We start from the raw sequence: 18087 nt of genomic DNA on the forward strand, positions 1-18087 counted from the left end.
TTCAGAGCCGATTGAGTGGGATTTTCAGGTAGCACGTGCCGTTCGATTCCGGCTCCGGGAAATGCCCGGCCCGCATGTTGACCTGGACCGATGGCAGGATGAGCGTCGGCATGTCCAGCGAGGCATCGCGCTGGGTGCGCATCGCTACGAATGCTTCTTCACTGATGCCGTTACGGACGTGGACATTGTCGGCCCGTTGCTCGGCGACGGTGCTGGAAAATTGCACCTCGCGGCCACCCGGTTGGTAATCGTGACAGGTGTAGAGGAGGGTGTTGGCCGGCAGGCTCAAGACCTTGTTGATGGATCGGAACAAGGTATGCGCGTTGCCACCGGGGAAATCACACCGTGCGGTACCGTAGTCGGGCATGAACAAGGTGTCGCCAACGAATGCCGCCGTTTCCTGGCCGTCGCTGATGACGTACGTCATGCAGGCAGGGGTGTGGCCCGGTGTGTGGAGCGCACGGCATTGCAGCGTTCCAACTGTGAACGACTCGTCATTGACGAACAGATGGTCGAACTGACTGCCATCGCGGGGCATCTGCCCACCTGTGTTGAACAGCGTGCCAAAGACTTCCTGCACGGCGGTAATCTGGCTGCCGATCCCTATCGTGCCACCGAGTTTTTCCTTCAGGTACGGGGCGGCGGTGAGGTGGTCGGCGTGGACGTGGGTTTCAAGAATCCATTCGACCTTCGCCCCCAACTCGATCACCCGGGCCATCAGCTTGTCGGCCGAGGTGGTTGTGGTACGGCCTGATTTGGGATCGTAATCCAGGACGCTGTCGATCAACGCGCACTGGCGGGTCGCTTCGTCCAGCACCAGATAGCTGACAGTGTGGGTCTCAGGATCGAAAAATCCTTCGACGTACGGTTTTACGGTCATAAACGGTCTCCTTCGGGGCTCTCAGCCGCTTGAAGAACAGACACAGCAATAATGCTGCCATGTCGATCCTGGGCGGCTTAAAAACGCTAACCGTATGATTTTATTGATTTAAATTCATAGGCGTCGACAACGCCTGTTCCGATGCCCAGACAATTAAACTGCCATTGGCAGCGTTTGTTGGCATAGTGGCAGTGTCACCCTTGCTGGATGAATCACTGGAGCCGCGATGACACACAGCCTGCCGCCCACCCAAGACCTGCTTCCGCATCCAGACCAGGTGCAGTCCCTGGTCTCGTTTCTGGAGCACGAGCCCCAGCCGATGATCGTCCTCGATCCCGATTACAACATCCTGGCGGCGAACACGGCTTACCTGCGTCAGTTCGGCAGCGCCGACAGGCCGTTCATTGGCCATAAGTGTTATCGGGTTTCCCACCACTACGATGTGCCTTGTGACCAGGCCGGTGAGAACTGCCCGATGAAAAAGGCCAGGGAGATGCGCAGTCCGGATCGGGTCTTGCACATTCATCACACCCCGCGCGGGCCCGAACACGTCGATGTGGAATTGCGCCCGATCCTCAATGAGCAGGGCGTCATCACCGCTTATGTGGAGCGCCTTACCCAGGTGCGGAGCGCATCGGCACGGCCTAGTAATGAGGGGCTGGTGGGCAGTTCGCCGGCCTTTAATCAGGCGCTGTTGGAACTGCAGCGGGTAGCGCCCTCGATGTTGCCGGTCCTGCTGCTGGGAGAGTCCGGCACAGGCAAGGAGCTATTTGCCCGTGCCGTCCATGAAACCAGTGAGCGGGCAGCCGGGCCTTTTGTCGTAGTCGATTGCTCCGGGTTGACCGAAACCTTGTTCGAGAGCGAGCTGTTCGGCCACGAGAAGGGCGCGTTTACCGGCGCCACCATGCGCAAGGTGGGCCTGGTGGAGACGGCCCAGGGCGGCACGCTGTTTCTCGATGAGATAGGCGACGTTCCCCTGGCCATGCAGGTGAAACTGTTGCGACTGATCGAGTCTGGAACCTATCGCCGTGTCGGCAGTGTGGAAACCCTGCACGCGGATTTCAGATTGGTGGCCGCGACCCATAAGCCGCTGGAGAAAATGCTCGAGAAAGGCGAGTTCAGGCAGGACCTGTACTACCGCATCAGCGTTTTTCCCATCCATTTACCGCCCTTGCGGCATCGCCTTGAAGACATCGGCTTGTTGGTGGATTCGTTCCTGCAACGCTCCGGGATCGGTAAGCGTCGACTGACCATCGATCCCGAGGCGCTGATGCAATTACAGCGGTTTTCCTGGCCGGGCAATATCCGCGAGCTGCGCAATGTCCTGGAAAGAGCTGCGCTGTTTGCCGATGACGGCGTCATTCACGCCTTGCATCTGCCCGCGCCCCCCGTGGCGTTGTTCGCCCCGGCCTTGACGCCTGCGCCCGATAGCAGGGACTTGGAACAGCTCGTGGCCACTTTCAAAGGCACCCGCAGCGAACTGGCCAGACACCTGGGCGTGAGTGAACGCACGTTGTACCGGCGGTTGAAAGAACAAGGCCTGGCCTGAGCCCCATCGAGCCTTGACTGCCAATGACTGCCAGCCCCTGGCAGTTTGGCAGGTTTTATTCCCTCCAAACCAAGCGATGAGCTTTGGCGTTTATCGCTAAATGATTGGTTTATAAGCATAAATAATAAATTCAGGCGTTGGCATGAGCCGTGCTAATGCTTGCCCCATGACTATTTCCGATAAACGACTGCGTCGCCATCTGCTCACAGCAGTGCTGATCAAACTGGTCGTGCTGACAGTGCTGTGGTGGCTGTTCATCAAGGATTCGCGCGTCAGCGTCGACTCGAACACCATCAGCGACAGATTCGGCGTACCCACCTCGGCTCAAGGGGCAAGCAAGTGATCTCAGAACAACTGGTGGATCTGTCACGGCTGCAATTCGCAGCCACTGCGCTGTACCACTTTCTATTTGTGCCGCTCACCGTGGGGATGGTGTGGCTGCTGGTCATCATGGAAAGCGTCTACGTGATGACCGGCAATGTCATCTGGAAAGACATGACTCGCTTCTGGGGCAAATTGTTCGGTATCAACTTCGCGTTGGGCGTGACCACCGGCATCACCTTGGAGTTTCAGTTCGGCACCAACTGGGCGTACTACTCGCACTACGTAGGAGACATCTTCGGTGCTCCGCTGGCCATCGAGGGCCTGATGGCGTTCTTTCTTGAATCGACCATGATCGGATTGTTCTTTTTCGGTTGGGATCGCCTGAAGAAAGAACATCATTTGCTGGTCACGCTGCTGATGGCCATTGGCACAAACCTGTCGGCGCTGTGGATTCTGATCGCCAATGGCTGGATGCAGAACCCGGTGGGCTCGGAATTCAGTTACATCACCATGCGCATGGAAATGGTGGATTTCTGGGCCGTGGTCTTCAACCCGGTGGCGCAGGCCAAGTTTGTCCACACGGTGTCTGCCGGTTATGTCACCGGCTCGATGTTTGTGTTGTCGATTTCCAGTTGGTACTTGCTCAAGGGGCGTGATGTCGAGTTCGCCAAGCGCAGTTTCCGGGTGGCGGCTGCCTTCGGCCTGGCCTCGGTGTTGAGTGTCATCGTCCTGGGGGATGAGTCGGGTTACACGGTGGGCGAGGCGCAGCAAACCAAGCTGGCGGCCATGGAGGCCATGTGGGAAACCAAACCCGCGCCGGCGGGCCTGACCCTGGTGGCCAGCATCAATGAAGCCGAATCCAGGAATAACTGGGAACTCGATGTGCCGTGGATGATGGGCTTGATCGGCACGCGCTCGGTCAGCAAGCAGATTCCGGGCATCCATGACATCAAGGCGAAAAACCGCGCACGCATTCTGCGGGGCATTACTGCAGTCAATGCGCTTGAAGCACTGCGCGCCGATCGCACCGATAAGGCCGCGTTCGATACTTTCGAAGCGTACAAGGCCGATCTTGGCTTTGGCCTGCTACTCAAAAAGTACGTCGAGGATGTCAACCAGGCCACGCCAGCCATCATCGACAGGGCTGTGAACGATACCGTGCCGCGCGTGACCCCGATGTTCTGGGGGTTCCGGATCATGGTTGGCCTGGGCTTTGCCATGCTCGTGCTGTTCGGGCTGGCCTTCTGGAGCACCTTGAAGTCGAGCGGCGCACATCATCGCGGGTTACTGCGCTGCGCACTGTTGATGCTGCCTGCGCCATGGCTTGCCTGCGAACTGGGCTGGTTCGTGGCCGAGTACGGCCGCCAACCCTGGACCATCTACGGTGTGTTGCCGACCCACATGAGCGTTTCCACCCTCAGCGTCGATAACCTGTACGGCTCGCTGGCTGGGTTCGTTGTTTTCTACACGGTGCTGCTGGCGGTGGAAATGTTCCTGATGGTCAAGTTCGCCCGCCAGGGGCCCGGCAGCCTCGGTACCGGTCGTTATGTCCACGACGTCAAGTTGAAGGAGCTTCACCATGCTTGATTACTTCACGCTCAAGATCATCTGGTGGGCGCTGGTCGGCGTCCTGCTCATAGGTTTCGCCATCATGGATGGCCACGACATGGGCGTCGGCACGCTGTTGCCGTTCGTGGGGCGCAATGACATGGAGCGCCGCGTCGTGATCAACACCGTGGGCCCGCACTGGGATGGCAATCAGGTCTGGTTCATTACGGCCGGTGGCGCGTTGTTCGCCGCATGGCCGGTGGTCTATGCCACGGCGTTCAGTGGGTTTTATTGGGCGATGATCCTGGTGCTCTGGGCATTGTTCTTCCGCCCGGTGGGTTTCGACTACCGCAGCAAAATCCACAACCCGGTGTGGCGCAGTACCTGGGATTGGGGGCTGTTCGTGGGTGGGGCTGTGCCGCCGCTGGTGTTCGGCATCGCGTTTGGCAACCTGTTGCAGGGCGTACCGTTTCACTTCAATGAGTACCTGGTGTCAACGTATACCGGCAGCTTCTGGCAATTGTTCAACCCTTTCGCGCTGCTGACCGGCGTGGTCAGCAGCGCCATGATTACGCTGCAGGGGGGCACGTACCTGGCCCATCGCACCGAGGGCAGCATTCAGTCCCGTGCGATAAAAGGCGCGGTAGGCGCTGCCATCGTACTGGTGTGTTCGTTTGTCGTAGCGGGCATCTGGCTGCAATGGATCGAGGGGTATCGCATCACCTCGCTTGTGGATACCGCCGGGTTGCCTGACATTCTCGGCAAGTCGGTCGTGAGGGAGGCGGGGGCCTGGATGGCCAACTATGGCCGCTATCCTTCGCTGTGGCTGCTGCCCACGCTTGGCCTGGCCGGCGCAGCCGCTGCGGCGCTGTTGCTGATAAGGCGCCGTACCCTTTGCGCGTTCGTCGCGTCATCGCTTGCAGTGGTGGGCGTCATCAGTACGGCAGGGGTATCGATGTTCCCCTTTGTCATGCCGTCGTCATCGATGCCAGCGGCCAGTCTGACCGTGTGGGACAGTGTTTCCAGTCACCTGAGCCTGGCCATCATGTTCTGGGCCACGTTGTTCTTCATGCCATTGATCGTGATCTATACCGCTTGGGCGTATCGCGTCATGCGCGGCAAGGTCACGGCCACCCAGATCAAGGCCAACGAACATTCGGCGTACTAGTGTCGACAGAGGAGTAAAGCAATATGTGGTATTTCGCCTGGATGCTGGGAGTCGGTTTCGCACTGCTGCTGGCGATACTCAATGCGATGTGGGGTGAGAACGAGGCCGGTCGAGCCATGAGCGATCGTGACGAGGCGCAGCCATGACGCCGGATGTCGCTGACGTCCAGCCCTCGTCACGGCTACATCGGCTGAGCCTGGCCGTCGCGGTGACGATCATGCTGGCCTGTACGCTCTACCCGCCACTGATGACGGCGCCGGATGGGAAAGCCGACCATGCGCTGGCAACGGCATTGTTCATCGCCATGAGCGTGGCCTTTGTCAGAGGGGTGGGGTTCATTCCGCGCAGGCTTGTCTGGCGAAGGATGTTCTCAGGCTGGACCTGCCTGGTGGCGCTTGCGCTTGCCGGCGGGTTGAAATTCTTGCACTGAGGCCTGATGACAAGCCCCGCGATGACTACACGGTTATCGAAAACCTCACCTGCCGACGCGGCAGGTGGGGTGGGCAGCACTTGGAGGCCAGGCGCTGCCCTGGGAGCCAGGTCTAGGGAGCTGGCGTACCCATATTCTGCTGGTGCTGCATCATCTGCTCCATCATCATCTGTTGCATGCCCATGTTTCGGTCCATCATGTACTGGTGCTGCTTCATCTGCTCGGGCGTCATCTGGGAATAGTGGTTGCCCATTTGTTTCCAACCCATCATCGGGCCGTTTCCCTTCATGTGGCCGCCCATCATGCCACCCCCGCAACACCCCATCATCCCATTCATCATCTGCATGCTTTGCCGCATCGAGGCCTGGTGCTCTTGCATGAGTTTCTGGCGTTGCGCCGGATCGGTGGTTTTCTGGATCAGGCTCATTTGCTCCTGCATCTTCTTCAGGTTTTCCTGGGCCTTCGCCATATCCTGGTCAAATTGCTCGATGCTCATCGACTGCGGCGCCGGCTTGGCGGCGTCGGTGTCTTGCTGGGCAAAGGTCAGCGTGGGGAAAAGCACCGCGGTCAGAGCGAGGGCGGCGAGTCTGGGTGCGTTCATGGTTCAGTTCCTTGCAGGCTGGTGGAGCGGGGAGTGGGATCGTCACGGTTGACGATCGGACTCGGTTAAACGCAGTCGAAGCTGTTTTTCAATTTCGATGATGGCGAACAGCGCAATGCCCACCGCGATGATCAGCAGTCCGTCCTTGAAGGGGACCGCTTGGGTCGCGAACACGGCTTGCAGCGGCGGCGCGTAGGTGATGGCGAACTGGGCTACGGTCACCACCGCGATGGTCGCCCACACAACCTTCGTACCTCGAAGGCCCTTCCAGGTCAGCGACGTGCCGTAGAGATTGCGGATAAAGAACAGGTGGAAAATTTCCATCACCACCAAGGTGTTCACCGCCAGGGTGCGGGCCAGTTCGACGGAGTAGCCTCGGTCCAGAGCATAGGTAAAGATGCCGTAGACACCGCACAGGAACAGAATGGAAACCAGCACCATATGCCAGACCAGTGCGCCGCTGATCAACGGCGCCTGTCGTGAGCGCGGAGGCCTGCGCATGGTGTTGTCTTCGGTTGGTTCGAACGCCAACGCGACACCCAGCGTGATGGCGGTGATCAGGTTGATCCACAGGATCTGTATCGCTGTGACCGGCAACGTAAAGCCAAACAGCAGCGCGACAATCAAGGTCATTGTCTCGCCCGCGTTGGTGGGTAACGTCCAGCTCAGGACTTTCTTGATGTTGTCATAGACCGTCCGTCCTTCACGCACAGCAGCCACGATAGAGGCGAAGTTATCGTCCGCCAGTACCAGGTCCGCGGCTTCCTTGGCCGCTTCACTGCCTTTGCCGCCCATGGCGATGCCAGCGTCGGCGCGTTTGAGCGCTGGCGCGTCGTTGACGCCGTCGCCGGTCATCGCCACGGTCATGCCGTTGAGTTGCAGCAACGTCACCAGCCGCAGCTTATGTTCGGGGCTGGTACGCGCGAAGATGTTCACTTGCTTGAGCGATTCCCTGAGAGTGGCATCGTTCATGGCGTCCAGGTCGTTGCCGGTCAGGACCTTGTCGGGGTTGTCCAGGCCGATCTGATTACCGATGGCGCAGGCGGTGCCGGCGTGGTCGCCGGTGATCATTTTCACGACAATGCCGGCCGCCTGGCATTGCTTGATCGCCTGGATCGTTTCCGGGCGGGGCGGGTCGATCATCCCGACCAGGCCAAGCAAGGTCAGTGTCCCTTGCACATCGGCAAATTCCAGGATGGCGTGTTCGGGCGGGACTGACCTGACGGCGAGCGCCAACACACGTTGGCCTTTGCCGGCGATGGCATTGGCCTGCGCGTGCCAATAGTCGGCATCGAGCGGGGCCGTTGCCCCCAGGCTGCTGCGCTGGCGCGTGCACATGCTCAGAATCTGCTCTGGCGCGCCTTTGACATAAATCGCGGCTTGCCGGTCATGGTTGTGATGCAGCGTCGCCATGAAGCGGTGTTTGGCGTCGAACGGAATGGCATCGGTGCGGGCCCAGGTGCCGCGTTCCTCTTCGCCGTTGATGCCGGCCTTGGCGCAAAACACCAGCAATGCGCCCTCCATGGGATCCCCTTCGACTTTCCAGGTGTCTTCGTGCTGCCTCAAGCTTGCGTCATTGCAAAGGCTGGTCGCGCGCCCCAGTTCGGCCAGCACCGGGTGGTGAGAGGTGTCGATCAACTGATCGGCAAGGTTCATGTTGCCCGAGGGCTGGTAGCCGACGCCGTCGACCGTGAAAGTCAGGTCGCTGGTGACGACGGATGCCACCATCATCTCGTTACGGGTGAGGGTGCCGGTCTTGTCGGTGCAGATGACCGATACCGAGCCCAGGGTTTCGATGGCCGGCAGGCGCCGAACGATGGCGTTGCGATGGGCCATCGCCCGCACGCCCACCGCCAGGGTGATGGTGAGTACGGCGGGCAACCCCTCGGGTATGGCCGCGACTGACATGCCCACCACGACCATGAATATCTCGGTGAAGACGTAATGCCCGACAAAGTGGCCATAAGCGAGTAGCAGGCCGGCGATCAGCAATATCAATAGCGTCAGCCAGCGGGCGAAGACATCCATTTGCTGTATCAGGGGCGTCGTCAGTGGCTCCACTGCCGACAGCAGGTTGCTGATGCGCCCGATTTCAGTCGAGGTTGCCGTGGCGACAACGACTCCTGTTGCTTGTCCGCAGGTCACCAGGGTGCCACTGAAGGCCATGCAGGCACGATCACCCAGGGCCGCTTCGATGCGCACCGGTTCGGTATTTTTTTCAGCCGGTGCGGACTCTCCGGTCAGGATGGCTTCCTGGACCTGGAGCCGGTTGGCATGCAGCAGGCGCAGATCCGCCGGGACTTTGTCGCCGGCCTCCAGCAAGACGATATCGCCGGGTACCAGTTCCTCGCCTGCGATGCCCAGGCGTTCGCCGGCACGAATCACGGTTGCACGGGGCGCCAGCATGTTGCGGATGGCATCCATGGCCTGTTCGGCCTTGCCTTCCTGGACATAGCCAATGATCGCATTGGCCACCACGACAGCGAGAATGACCACCGTGTCCCACAGGTGCTGCAGCGTTGCGGTGATTGCAGCGGAACCGAGCAGCACATAAATCAGGATGTTGTGAAATTGCAGTAGAAATCGTCGCCACGCTGGCCGCCGGGCGGACGCTGACAACCGGTTGAAACCCGTACGCTCGAGCCGGGCCTGGACTTCGGCGATGTCCAGCCCGGCTTGCTCATCGACACCCAGGTGTTTGAGCGCCTGTTCGGCGGGCAACGTGTACCAGGCCAGGCCCTGCGAGGGCGTTGTCGGGTGCGCCGCTGGTATGTTGCTCGGTCGGTTCATCAGCCGCGTTCCTGTGGGTGCGGAGCGGTTGTTCTGCAGGCCATCGGCACAGCTCTGCCTTCAGCCCACCTGCTGCGGCGCAATCACCCACACGCTGCAGGGCATCTTGTACAGCAGGCCTTCCACAGTGCTGCCGATCAGCTTGTCCAGGCTGCCGTAGCGCACGCGCCCCATGACGATGACATCAATGTCATTGGACGCGGCGTAGCTCGCCAACACTTTGGCCGGGTCACCCATGATCATGCGTCGCTGGTCCGGGGCGATGCCATTGCGTTCGGCCAGGGCATCGAATGCCGCGCCCTGGGACTCGTAGAGCTGACGGGCCAGGGTCGAGGAGAAGAACATCGAACCGTTGCCAAAACCGTATTCAGCGGCGGTAATGGACGAAAGGTCATAGGCGTAGATGACTTCCAGCGTCGCGTCGCAGCTACTGGCCAGCTTGTTGGCTTCGCTCAGGATCCGATCATTGAGGCCTTCGTAGCGTCCGTCCTGATGAAACGGGTCGATGGCCGCCAGGATCTTGCGCGGGCGGGCGTGGGTGACCTTGTTGACGAAGTGCAGCGGAACTTCGCATTCGCGCAGCAGGTGCACGTCCAGCGGCGTGAACATCAGTCGGGAAAACCACGACTCAGGGTCCACCGACTTGATCAGCGCATCCATCGGCGCTTCCTTGAGGTGGACCAGGATCTCCTGCAAGGGGCGCTCGACCCACGTCACTTCTGTCGTGACCTCGATACCGAGTTTGCGCAGGGGCCTGGCCTGTTCCTCCAGCCACTGCCGATGGCGCTCGATGTAGCCCAGGCGCATCTGCTCCAGTGCCTGCTCATTGACCAGGCCGGCCGTGGCCAGGCCTTCGAGGTAGTCAAAAGCGACAATATGTAGCGCGGCGCCTTCGGCCTTGGCCAGTGCGGCAGCCCGGTCGAACGCCGGGCTGTGTTCCATCAGCGGCGAGACGACCAGCATCAAGCGTGATTGCGTAGACATGACAAACCTCCCGGGCAAGGACCTGTTGGCGCCGGGCGAGGTTTCGCGCGGCGTGGTGTCTGTCATCAATCATGAGCGTCATGGCGCCCGCTAACTTGATTTGCATCAAACACGCTTCAACGCGTTGCATCGAAGGCAGCAGCGACGAGGCAATCGCGCTATGTTTGAGCATGATCAGTCGCCCCAGGGCACGAGCGCAGCCGGCTCGGACCGCTGGATTGAGTGACAACCGCAGGCAGTGCCAGAGAGCCGTAACCATGACTGAAACCCTGGCCTTCGCCAATGCCGCCGCCGCGCTGGGAATCGGCCTGCTGGTGGGGCTTGAACGCGAACGGCGCAAAGGCGAGGGCGACCGGCGCGACTTCGCCGGCCTGCGCACCTTCGCCATCACGTCGGTGCTCGGCTACCTGGCGATCCAGGCGGGCGGTCCCTTGTTGCTGGGGGGCATGACCCTTGCCCTGGGTGCCTTGGTGACCGTGGCCTATTGGCGAAATCTCGATAAGGACCCGGGGATTACCAGCGAGGTGGCGTTATTCGCGGTATTGGCACTGGGTGCGCTCTGTGCGAGCGCCCCGGGCCTGGCGACCGCGATTGGGGTGGTGATGGCCGGGCTGCTCGCCAGCCGCCAGGCGTTGCACCACTTTGCCCGCAACCAATTGACGGCCACCGAGATGCGCGATGGCCTGGTGCTGTTGATCGCCGCCCTGGTCGTGCTGCCGCTGGCGCCGGATCGATTCCTCGGGCCTTATGACGCCATCAACTTGCGCAACCTGTGCACCCTCACCGTCATGCTGATGGCGGTGGGTGCGCTGGGGCATGTCGCGGTTCGAACCCTGGGGACCCGCTATGGCTACGCCCTCAGTGCGATTGCCTCGGGGTTTGCTTCTGCCACGGCGACTGTCGCGACCATGGGCGGTATCGCGGCCAAAGAGCCGATCAATCTCAAGGTGGTGAGCGCTGCGGCGATGTTATCCAATCTGGCGACGGTGACTCAAATGGGCCTGATCCTCGCGGCCGTGGACCCCGCGCTGCTGCGTTGGATGTGGGGGCCGTTGGTGTGCGGGATGCTGATGGTATTGCTCTACGCCGGCGTGCTGATGTTTCCCCGGCCAAGGGCGCGGGCCGATGAGCCCATCAAGCATGGCGGTGCCTTCAGCCTCAAGCTGGCGGTGACCATGGTCCTGGCGATGGCCGCTATCACCGTCCTCTCGTCGGCGATGCTCGATGCGTTTGGCCAGACCGGGGTGACCATCACCGCGATTTTCAGCGGGTTACTCGACGCCCACGCCTCGACAGCCTCCATCGCTTCCCTGGCCAAGGGCGGGTTGTTGCCCTTCGATGGCGTCGCCGTGCCGGTCCTGATGGCGCTGAGCAGCAACTCCCTGAGCAAATGCGTCGTCGCCTGGCTCAGTGGCGGGCGAAGGTTCGCCGGGTATGTGATTCCCGGCCAGGTGTTGGTCACGCTGGCGATGTGGGCGGGGCTGTTGCTCCCGAGTTTGTCAGCCTGAGTGAATGATGGCTGTTTGATGAAGATCAAGTCCTTTATCTGACAGGCGTCCATTCTGGAACCCTCAATCCTTTAAGTGGCTATCGCCACGTGCCGAGGTGTTCCATGTCCCAGACTCAACGTTTATTGCTAGTGGCGCCTGACGCCATGATCCGTACGCCGGCGTTCGACCGCGCCACCGAGTTGGCCCTGGCGCTGGACCTGCCCCTGCACATCGTGGCGTTCGACTACCTGGAGTTGCTCTCGGTGGCCGGTCTGTTCGCCCCGGAGCAGGTCAAGCAAGCGCGTGAGGGCTATCTGGAAACCCATCGGCATTGGCTGTGGCAACAGGCCGAACTGGCGCGCCGGCACGGCGTCGAGGTGACCTGCGAGGTGGTTTGGAGCAAGGATGCCTTCCAAGCCTTGCAGCAATACGTCAAGGAGATGCCGATGGCGTTGATCATCAAGGACGCGCAGCCGGAACCGGCGATGAAGCGGGTGTTTTTCACGCCCCTGGACTGGCGCTTGCTGCGTGACTGCCCGGTGCCGGTGCATCTGGTCACGGATTCGCGTAACCCGCGGCCTCGGCGGGTCCTGGCGATTGTCGATGTGCTGCGCAGCGAGGATCAGGACCTGGTATTCAACGACCAGATCGTCGACGCCGCGGTCAAACTGGCCGAGCAATGCAACGCCCAGGTCGAGTTGCTGCACGCCTTCGATTGGACGGCTGTCTACGCCTCGGACATGGGCATGGGTGCGCTGCCCCTGGCCACCGGGCTCTATGAAGCGTTGGGCCAGGCACAACATGAGGTGTTCGAGTCCCTGGCCGAGCGGCATGGGGTCGCACCGCAGCAGCGCCACTTCATCGAAGGGGCGCCGCTGAACAGCATTTACACGTTCGCCAGCGATCACCAGATCGATGTCATCGTCATGGGCACCACGGCGCATCGTGGCCTGGACAAGCGCCTGGGCACCACCGCCGAGCTACTGCTGCAACGGGCGCCTTGCAGCGTGTTGGCGATCAAGCCGCAAGCGTGATTGGAGCAACGCTGCGCGAGGTCATACCAAGGCCTCGCGCCAGCGTTCGGGGCTAAAGGTAGAGCCGGTGGATGACTTGCCGGGTGTCGTCGGGATCGCTGTGGGTTTCAAAACCCAGGCTATGGGCCAAGTCCCGCATCGGGGCATTGCTGGCGGCATCGACGGAGTACATCTGGCGGTAGCCGTTTTTACGCGCGGTGTCGATCAGGTGTTCCATCAACAACGTCCCCAGCCCCAGGTGTTGCCAAGGGTCGGCGACCGTCACCGCACACTCGCATTCGTGTTCCTGGGTCGCGCAATAGCGACTGACCCCGATCTCGATCAACTCGCCGTTGTCATGGACCAGGGCGATGTAGGCCATGCGCGTCTTGCAGTCGACGTCCATCAAATTATCGAGCAGCGCCGCACCTGGCTCATTGATCTGCGCCAGGAAACGCATGTGCCGGGACTCCGGTGACAGGCGCATGATGAAGTCGTATTCGCGCTGGCGATCCTGGTCCCTGAGCGGGCGGATCAAGACATGCCGGCCGTCCTTGAGTGCCTGGATCCAGTGTTTGCCACTGATGCTGGCATACAGGGCTGCGGCGCGTTCGTTGTGGTCTTTGACAGTGAGCATGGTGCGATCCTCCCTCGGATGTACACGTGCGGTGCGATAAAAAGCTCCGCATTCGATACTGTTCTACGCCCGCCACGGCGATCGATTCTGATCTGGATCAGTGCCCGCGTATCCGTCCGTCGATTGTCCTGCCTTTGATTCAGATCAAACCGTCCGGGGCCTTGATGGGCGCACGCTGAAGATCGCGCCGGAAAAGGCCGGTGCAAGGTTCTGGATTTCGTGTGGGCAATCCGATGGAGGTGTGCGATGGGGCAATACCAGCGTCTGCTATTGATCGTCGAACCTGATCTGCACCCCTCCGCAGCGATGCGCAGGGCCTGTGCCCTGGCCCGGGCCAGCGGTGCCGCACTGCACTTGTGCGCGTTCGTCCAGCCACCGGCCCGCACTCACCTATGGGGTGAAAAAATCGATGAAGCGAGTGTGCAGCGCTATCTGCACCGCTACCGCCGCTGGATGGTGGAGGAGGCGGCGCTGCTCAGGGAGGAAGGCCTGGATGTGACGACTCACGTGGTGTGGACCCTCCATCCGTTGCTGGACATCCTGCGCTACGTCGAACAGTTCCAGCCTGACCTGCTGATCAAGGACGTCACCCTCGAACCGTTGCTCAAGCGTGTGTTCGCAACGCCGCTGGACTGTCATTTGTTGCGCGACTGTCCGGTGCCGGTGCATCTGGTCAACCAGGCGGTGCACGGCTTGCCGCGCCGGGTCGTGGCGGCGGTGGACCCCTCGGACCCCGAGGCCAATGCGTTGAACGAGCGTATCGTCCAGACGGCCACCGCGCTGGCCCGGCAATGCGACGCCTCGTTGCATCTGTTGTACGCCTGCGACCTGTCGCCGGCCTTCAATGGCGAAGCCTCGTTGCTGGCCGGGGCTTGGGATGACGACTTTGCCGACGCCTTGCGCGAATCGCTGCATGCGGCGTTTATCAGCCTCGCCGAGCGCTGTGACGTACCGGCGGAACGTCGGCACTTTGTGGTTGGCCTGCCGGTGCCGGTCATCCAGGAGTTCATCGACGAATTCGAGGCCGACGTGGTGGTGATGGGCACTGTGCACCGCGCCGGTCTTGAGCGTTTGATTGGCAGCACGACAGAACGCGCCTTGTACTCGGTGCCGGGCAGTGTGCTGGCGGTCAAGGGATGAGTACGATGGCCCCGTTGACCTGTCCGCTCCTCAGGCGCTCCAGAGCCTGGTTGGCCTGGACCAGGGGGTAGCAGGTCACGTTGCAATGCACGGGCGTGCGCTGGATCTGTTCGAAAAACGCCACGCCGTCCGCGCGGGTCAGATTGGCCACTGAACGCACGCTGCGCTCCTGCCACAACAGGCGATAGGGGAAGGCGGGGATGTCGCTCATGTGAATGCCTGCGCACACCACGCAACCGCCTTTGGCGGTGGCTTGCAAGGCCAGCGGCACCAGTTCGCCGACGGGGGCGAAGATCAGGCTGGCGTCCAGCAGATGTGGCGGGAGCTGGTCCGATGCCCCGGCCCAGGTCGCGCCCAGCGAACGGGCATAGTCCTGGCCGCTGTCATCACCGGGGCGAGTGAAGGCATAGACTTGCTGGCCCCGGCCCACGGCGACCTGGATCGCCAGGTGCGCAGCGGCACCGAAGCCATAAAGGCCCAAGTGAGGGGCGTTTTGCGCCATCTGCAAGGCCCGGAAACCGATCAGCCCTGCACACAGCAAGGGCGCGGCTTCGGCGGCCTCCAGTGTGTCGGGCAGAGGGAAGCAGAACCGCGCATCGGCGACGGTGTAGTCGGCATAACCACCGTCCAGCTGGCAGCCGGTGAACAGTGCCTGGTCGCAGAGGTTCTCCCGGCCAGAGCGGCAGAACTCACACACGCCACACGTCCACCCCAGCCAGGGTACACCTACCCGTCGGCCGATCCAGTCCGGGGCCACCTGCGCGCCGACGGCGGTGACCTCACCGACAATCTCGTGGCCCGGTACCCGAGGCAATCGAGCCTGGGGCAGTTCACCGTCGAACAGATGCAAGTCGGTGCGGCACACACCGCAGGCTTGCACCTTGATCAGCATTTGCCCGGCGGCCGGCGTCGGTTGGGGACGTTCCTCCAGTTGCAAGGGCTGGCCAATCGTGTGCAGGACCATGGCGCGCATGAGCATTCTCCTGTGTGAGCGGGCGCTCGCCATGCCAGTGAGCGGCGCCAGGGCATCGAGCAAGCACCTTGTATGACCTTAGCGTCCCTGGTTCTGATGTAAATCAAGTCACCCTTATTCCCGTGTTCCAGAATCAGGCATGGCAACCCTGTTTTTTGCGGAGGACGTGATGAGCGATTTTCTCAGCCCCGACCAGTTGGAAGGCATTGACGCCTATTGGCGCGCGTCCAATTACCTGGCCGTGGGACAGATCTACCTCAAGGACAACCCGTTGCTGCGCAAACCGCTGCAACGCGATCACGTCAAGCCGCGCCTGCTGGGCCACTGGGGCACGACGCCGGGGCTGAATCTGATTTACGTGCACCTCAATCACCTGATCAAGTCCCGTGACCTGAACATGATCCTGATCACCGGTCCCGGTCATGGCGGTCCGGCCATCGTCGCCCAGAGTTACCTGGAGGGCAGCTTTACCCAGTGTTATCCCTCGGTGGAGCAGAACGAAAACGGAATGTTGCGTTTGTTCCGGCAATTTTCCTGGCCTTATGGCTTATCCAGCCATGTCTCCGCGCAGATTCCCGGCTCCATCCATGAAGGTGGGGAATTGGGTTATTCCCTGGCCCATGCCTATGGTGCAGCGTTCGACAATCCGGACTTGATCGTGGCCTGCGTCATCGGTGACGGTGAGGCCGAAACCGGTACGTTGGCGGCGAGCTGGCACTCCAACAAATTCCTCAACCCCAGGCGTGACGGCGCCGTGCTGCCCATTCTTCATCTCAACGGTTTCAAGATCGCCAACCCCACGCTGCTGTCGCGCATCAGTGAGGACGAGTTGTCGGCCCTGATGTATGGCTATGGCTACGATCCTTATTTTGTCGAAGGCGACGATCCGCAAGCGGTGCACCAACAGTTGGCCAGGACCCTGGACGGCATGTTGCTCAAGATTCGCGAAATCCAGCGCACGGCCCGCGCGGATTCGTCGGGACGTACCCTGGAACGCCAGCTCTGGCCGATGCTGGTGTTGCGCACGCCCAAGGGCTGGACCGGTCCGAAATTCGTCGATGGTCAGCAGGTCGAAGGCACCTGGCGCGCCCACCAGGTGCCGCTGAGCCACTTCGAGCTGCCCGTGCATTTGACGCAACTGGAACAATGGCTCCAGAGCTACCGTCCGCAGCAATTGTTCGACGACAACGGCGCGTTGCTGCCGGACATTGCCGCGTTGGCGCCGACGGGACATCGGCGCCTGGGCGCCAATCCCCATGCCAATGGCGGCGTGCTGCTCAAACCCTTGGAACTGCCCAGGTTCACCGATTACGCCGTGCAATTCTGCGCGCCCGGCAGCCTGCAGGCAGAGGCCACCCGGGTGTTGGGCGGTTTTGTCCGTGATGTGATGAAGCACAACCTGCAGGCAGGCAATTTCCGCCTGTTCGGCCCCGACGAAACCGCCTCCAATCGCCTTGATGCGGTGTACGAGGTCAGTGGCAAAACCTGGATGGCGGCCCTGGAGGCGGGAGATACGAACCTGGCGTGCGACGGTCGGGTGATGGAAATCCTCAGCGAACAGGTGTGTGAAGGCTGGCTGGAAGGGTATTTGCTGACTGGCCGGCATGGGCTGTTTTCCTGCTATGAGGCGTTCATCCACATCGTCGATTCGATGTTCAATCAGCACGCCAAATGGCTCAAGACCGCCGCCCAGATCCCGTGGCGCGCGCCGATTGCTTCGCTCAATTACCTGCTCACGTCCCATGTCTGGCGACAGGACCACAATGGCTTTTCCCACCAGGACCCGGGCTTCATCGACCTGGTGGCGAACAAGAGCGCCGACGTGGTGCGTATCTACCTGCCAGCGGACGCCAATTGCCTGTTGTCCGTGGCCGATCACTGCCTCAAGAGCCGCGATTACATCAATGTGATCGTGGCCGGCAAGCAGCCTGAATGGCAGTGGCTGGACATCGATTCGGCCGTTCGACACTGCTCGGTCGGGATCGGTCGCTGGGCCTTTGCCTGCAACAATGACGAAGACCCGGACGTGGTGATGGCCTGTGCCGGTGACGTGCCAACCTTGGAAACCCTGGCCGCTGTGACGCTGTTGCGTGAATACGTGCCCGACCTGCGCGTGCGGGTGGTCAATGTCGTCGACCTGTTGGCCCTGCAACCGCCGCAACAGCATGCCCACGGGTTGCCGGACGCCGAGTTCGATGGTTTGTTTACCGTGGATAAGCCGGTGATTTTCGCCTTTCACGGCTATCCGTCACTGATCCATCGGCTGGTCTACAAGCGTCACAACCACGATAACTTCCATGTCCGCGGTTTCATGGAGGAGGGCGCCACCACTACGCCGTTCGACATGGCGGTCATCAACCACCTGGATCGCTACCAGCTGGCGCTCGATGTCATCCAGCGCGTGCCGCGGTTGCAGCCGTTGGTGGACAGCGCTCGGGATCGCTACTGGGCAACCATGGAAAAGCATCAGCTGTACCTCATCGAGCATGGGCAGGACATGCCCGAAGTCTTGAATTGGCGCTGGACGCCGACGCCGCAATGACGGCCAACATGCCTCATG

16 protein-coding genes are annotated in these 18087 nt (G+C 61.2%); 10 read left to right on the plus strand and 6 right to left on the minus strand.

All coding sequences use genetic code 11. The annotated features are described in order from the left end of the window. Nucleotide 1: 1 nt before the first annotated feature. Entirely contained in the window at nt 2–880 is an 879-nt protein-coding gene (locus Q7F16_RS01740) for an MBL fold metallo-hydrolase (RefSeq protein WP_095962245.1), read from the minus strand. A 226-nt stretch (nt 881–1106) separates the two neighbouring features. Between Q7F16_RS01740 and Q7F16_RS01745 the strand changes: the two genes are divergently transcribed. From Q7F16_RS01745 to Q7F16_RS01770, 6 genes are all read left to right on the plus strand, one after another. Continuing rightward, nucleotides 1107–2429, plus strand: coding sequence for a sigma-54 interaction domain-containing protein (locus tag Q7F16_RS01745; protein ID WP_409555482.1), 1323 nt, complete (start codon nt 1107–1109; stop codon nt 2427–2429). Between the two features lie 142 nt (nt 2430–2571). Next, the gene (gene cydP, locus Q7F16_RS01750) at nt 2572–2772 is read left to right on the plus strand and encodes a cytochrome oxidase putative small subunit CydP (protein WP_139381059.1); all 201 of its coding nucleotides are present in this window, start codon (nt 2572–2574) and stop codon (nt 2770–2772) included. Beyond that, a complete protein-coding gene (locus Q7F16_RS01755) occupies nt 2769–4340 on the plus strand; it encodes a cytochrome ubiquinol oxidase subunit I (protein ID WP_046062232.1) in 1572 nt (523 codons plus the stop codon). The genes cydP and Q7F16_RS01755 overlap by 4 nt, the downstream gene beginning before the upstream one ends. Further along, a complete protein-coding gene (gene cydB / locus Q7F16_RS01760; protein ID WP_046062233.1) occupies nt 4333–5469 on the plus strand; it encodes a cytochrome d ubiquinol oxidase subunit II in 1137 nt (378 codons plus the stop codon). The genes Q7F16_RS01755 and cydB overlap by 8 nt, the downstream gene beginning before the upstream one ends. A 23-nt stretch (nt 5470–5492) precedes the next feature. After that, nucleotides 5493–5615 (plus strand): cytochrome bd-I oxidase subunit CydX, encoded by a 123-nt coding sequence (gene cydX / locus Q7F16_RS01765; protein ID WP_003201151.1) that lies wholly within the window; start codon nt 5493–5495, stop codon nt 5613–5615. After that, on the plus strand, nt 5612–5899 hold the full coding sequence (locus Q7F16_RS01770; RefSeq protein ID WP_095974415.1) for a cyd operon YbgE family protein: 288 nt from the start codon (nt 5612–5614) through the stop codon (nt 5897–5899). Before cydX ends, Q7F16_RS01770 begins: the two co-directional genes overlap by 4 nt. A 112-nt stretch (nt 5900–6011) precedes the next feature. Here the strand turns inward: Q7F16_RS01770 and Q7F16_RS01775 are convergent, their stop codons facing one another. From Q7F16_RS01775 to Q7F16_RS01785, 3 genes are read right to left on the minus strand one after another with little or no spacing between them, the layout of a single operon-like run. Next, nucleotides 6012–6500 carry a hypothetical protein gene (locus Q7F16_RS01775; RefSeq protein ID WP_409555483.1) on the minus strand — a complete coding sequence of 163 codons (489 nt, stop codon included), beginning with the start codon at nt 6498–6500 and terminating at the stop codon, nt 6012–6014. Between the two features lie 42 nt (nt 6501–6542). After that, complete coding sequence (locus tag Q7F16_RS01780; protein ID WP_409555484.1) at nt 6543–9290, minus strand: cation-transporting P-type ATPase; 2748 nt, start codon at nt 9288–9290, stop codon at nt 6543–6545. 60 nt (nt 9291–9350) lie between these two features. Then, the gene (locus Q7F16_RS01785) at nt 9351–10274 is read right to left on the minus strand and encodes a universal stress protein (RefSeq protein WP_046062237.1); all 924 of its coding nucleotides are present in this window, start codon (nt 10272–10274) and stop codon (nt 9351–9353) included. Between the two features lie 257 nt (nt 10275–10531). Between Q7F16_RS01785 and Q7F16_RS01790 the strand changes: the two genes are divergently transcribed. Then, nucleotides 10532–11782, plus strand: a complete 1251-nt coding sequence (locus tag Q7F16_RS01790) for an MgtC/SapB family protein (protein ID WP_409555485.1) — start codon at nt 10532–10534, stop codon at nt 11780–11782. 104 nt (nt 11783–11886) lie between these two features. Continuing rightward, nucleotides 11887–12798: a universal stress protein gene (locus Q7F16_RS01795; RefSeq protein ID WP_409555486.1), complete on the plus strand. Its 912-nt coding sequence runs from the start codon at nt 11887–11889 to the stop codon at nt 12796–12798. A gap of 52 nt (nt 12799–12850) precedes the next feature. On the opposite strand, the gene Q7F16_RS01800 is transcribed toward Q7F16_RS01795, so the two are convergent. Beyond that, nucleotides 12851–13414: a GNAT family N-acetyltransferase gene (locus tag Q7F16_RS01800; RefSeq protein WP_014338546.1), complete on the minus strand. Its 564-nt coding sequence runs from the start codon at nt 13412–13414 to the stop codon at nt 12851–12853. 246 nt (nt 13415–13660) lie between these two features. Here Q7F16_RS01800 and Q7F16_RS01805 point away from each other — a divergent pair, with 246 nt between their 5' ends. Further along, entirely contained in the window at nt 13661–14554 is an 894-nt protein-coding gene (locus Q7F16_RS01805) for a universal stress protein (RefSeq protein ID WP_409555487.1), read from the plus strand. On the opposite strand, the gene Q7F16_RS01810 is transcribed toward Q7F16_RS01805, so the two are convergent. Next, entirely contained in the window at nt 14544–15527 is a 984-nt protein-coding gene (locus Q7F16_RS01810) for a zinc-dependent alcohol dehydrogenase family protein (RefSeq protein WP_046062241.1), read from the minus strand. The two genes, Q7F16_RS01805 and Q7F16_RS01810, sit on opposite strands and share 11 nt — an antisense overlap. A 169-nt stretch (nt 15528–15696) precedes the next feature. Here Q7F16_RS01810 and Q7F16_RS01815 point away from each other — a divergent pair, with 169 nt between their 5' ends. Beyond that, the gene (locus Q7F16_RS01815; protein WP_095962260.1) at nt 15697–18069 is read left to right on the plus strand and encodes a phosphoketolase family protein; all 2373 of its coding nucleotides are present in this window, start codon (nt 15697–15699) and stop codon (nt 18067–18069) included. Nucleotides 18070–18087: the final 18 nt, after the last annotated feature.

Origin of the sequence: Pseudomonas sp. Lb2C2 (genome assembly GCF_052112205.1) — a bacterium.
In the GTDB taxonomy this organism is placed as follows: Bacteria; Pseudomonadota; Gammaproteobacteria; order Pseudomonadales; family Pseudomonadaceae; genus Aquipseudomonas; species Aquipseudomonas kilonensis.

Coding starts and splice junctions, on each gene's coding strand:
- Q7F16_RS01740 (WP_095962245.1), bottom strand. CDS start 880: ATGACCGTAAAACCGTACGTCGAAGGATTTTTCGATCCTGAGACCCAC.
- Q7F16_RS01745 (WP_409555482.1), top strand. CDS start 1,107: ATGACACACAGCCTGCCGCCCACCCAAGACCTGCTTCCGCATCCAGAC.
- cydP (WP_139381059.1), top strand. CDS start 2,572: ATGAGCCGTGCTAATGCTTGCCCCATGACTATTTCCGATAAACGACTG.
- cydB (WP_046062233.1), top strand. CDS start 4,333: ATGCTTGATTACTTCACGCTCAAGATCATCTGGTGGGCGCTGGTCGGC.
- cydX (WP_003201151.1), top strand. CDS start 5,493: ATGTGGTATTTCGCCTGGATGCTGGGAGTCGGTTTCGCACTGCTGCTG.
- Q7F16_RS01770 (WP_095974415.1), top strand. CDS start 5,612: ATGACGCCGGATGTCGCTGACGTCCAGCCCTCGTCACGGCTACATCGG.
- Q7F16_RS01775 (WP_409555483.1), bottom strand. CDS start 6,500: ATGAACGCACCCAGACTCGCCGCCCTCGCTCTGACCGCGGTGCTTTTC.
- Q7F16_RS01780 (WP_409555484.1), bottom strand. CDS start 9,290: ATGAACCGACCGAGCAACATACCAGCGGCGCACCCGACAACGCCCTCG.
- Q7F16_RS01785 (WP_046062237.1), bottom strand. CDS start 10,274: ATGTCTACGCAATCACGCTTGATGCTGGTCGTCTCGCCGCTGATGGAA.
- Q7F16_RS01790 (WP_409555485.1), top strand. CDS start 10,532: ATGACTGAAACCCTGGCCTTCGCCAATGCCGCCGCCGCGCTGGGAATC.
- Q7F16_RS01795 (WP_409555486.1), top strand. CDS start 11,887: ATGTCCCAGACTCAACGTTTATTGCTAGTGGCGCCTGACGCCATGATC.
- Q7F16_RS01800 (WP_014338546.1), bottom strand. CDS start 13,414: ATGCTCACTGTCAAAGACCACAACGAACGCGCCGCAGCCCTGTATGCC.
- Q7F16_RS01805 (WP_409555487.1), top strand. CDS start 13,661: ATGGGGCAATACCAGCGTCTGCTATTGATCGTCGAACCTGATCTGCAC.
- Q7F16_RS01810 (WP_046062241.1), bottom strand. CDS start 15,527: ATGCGCGCCATGGTCCTGCACACGATTGGCCAGCCCTTGCAACTGGAG.
- Q7F16_RS01815 (WP_095962260.1), top strand. CDS start 15,697: ATGAGCGATTTTCTCAGCCCCGACCAGTTGGAAGGCATTGACGCCTAT.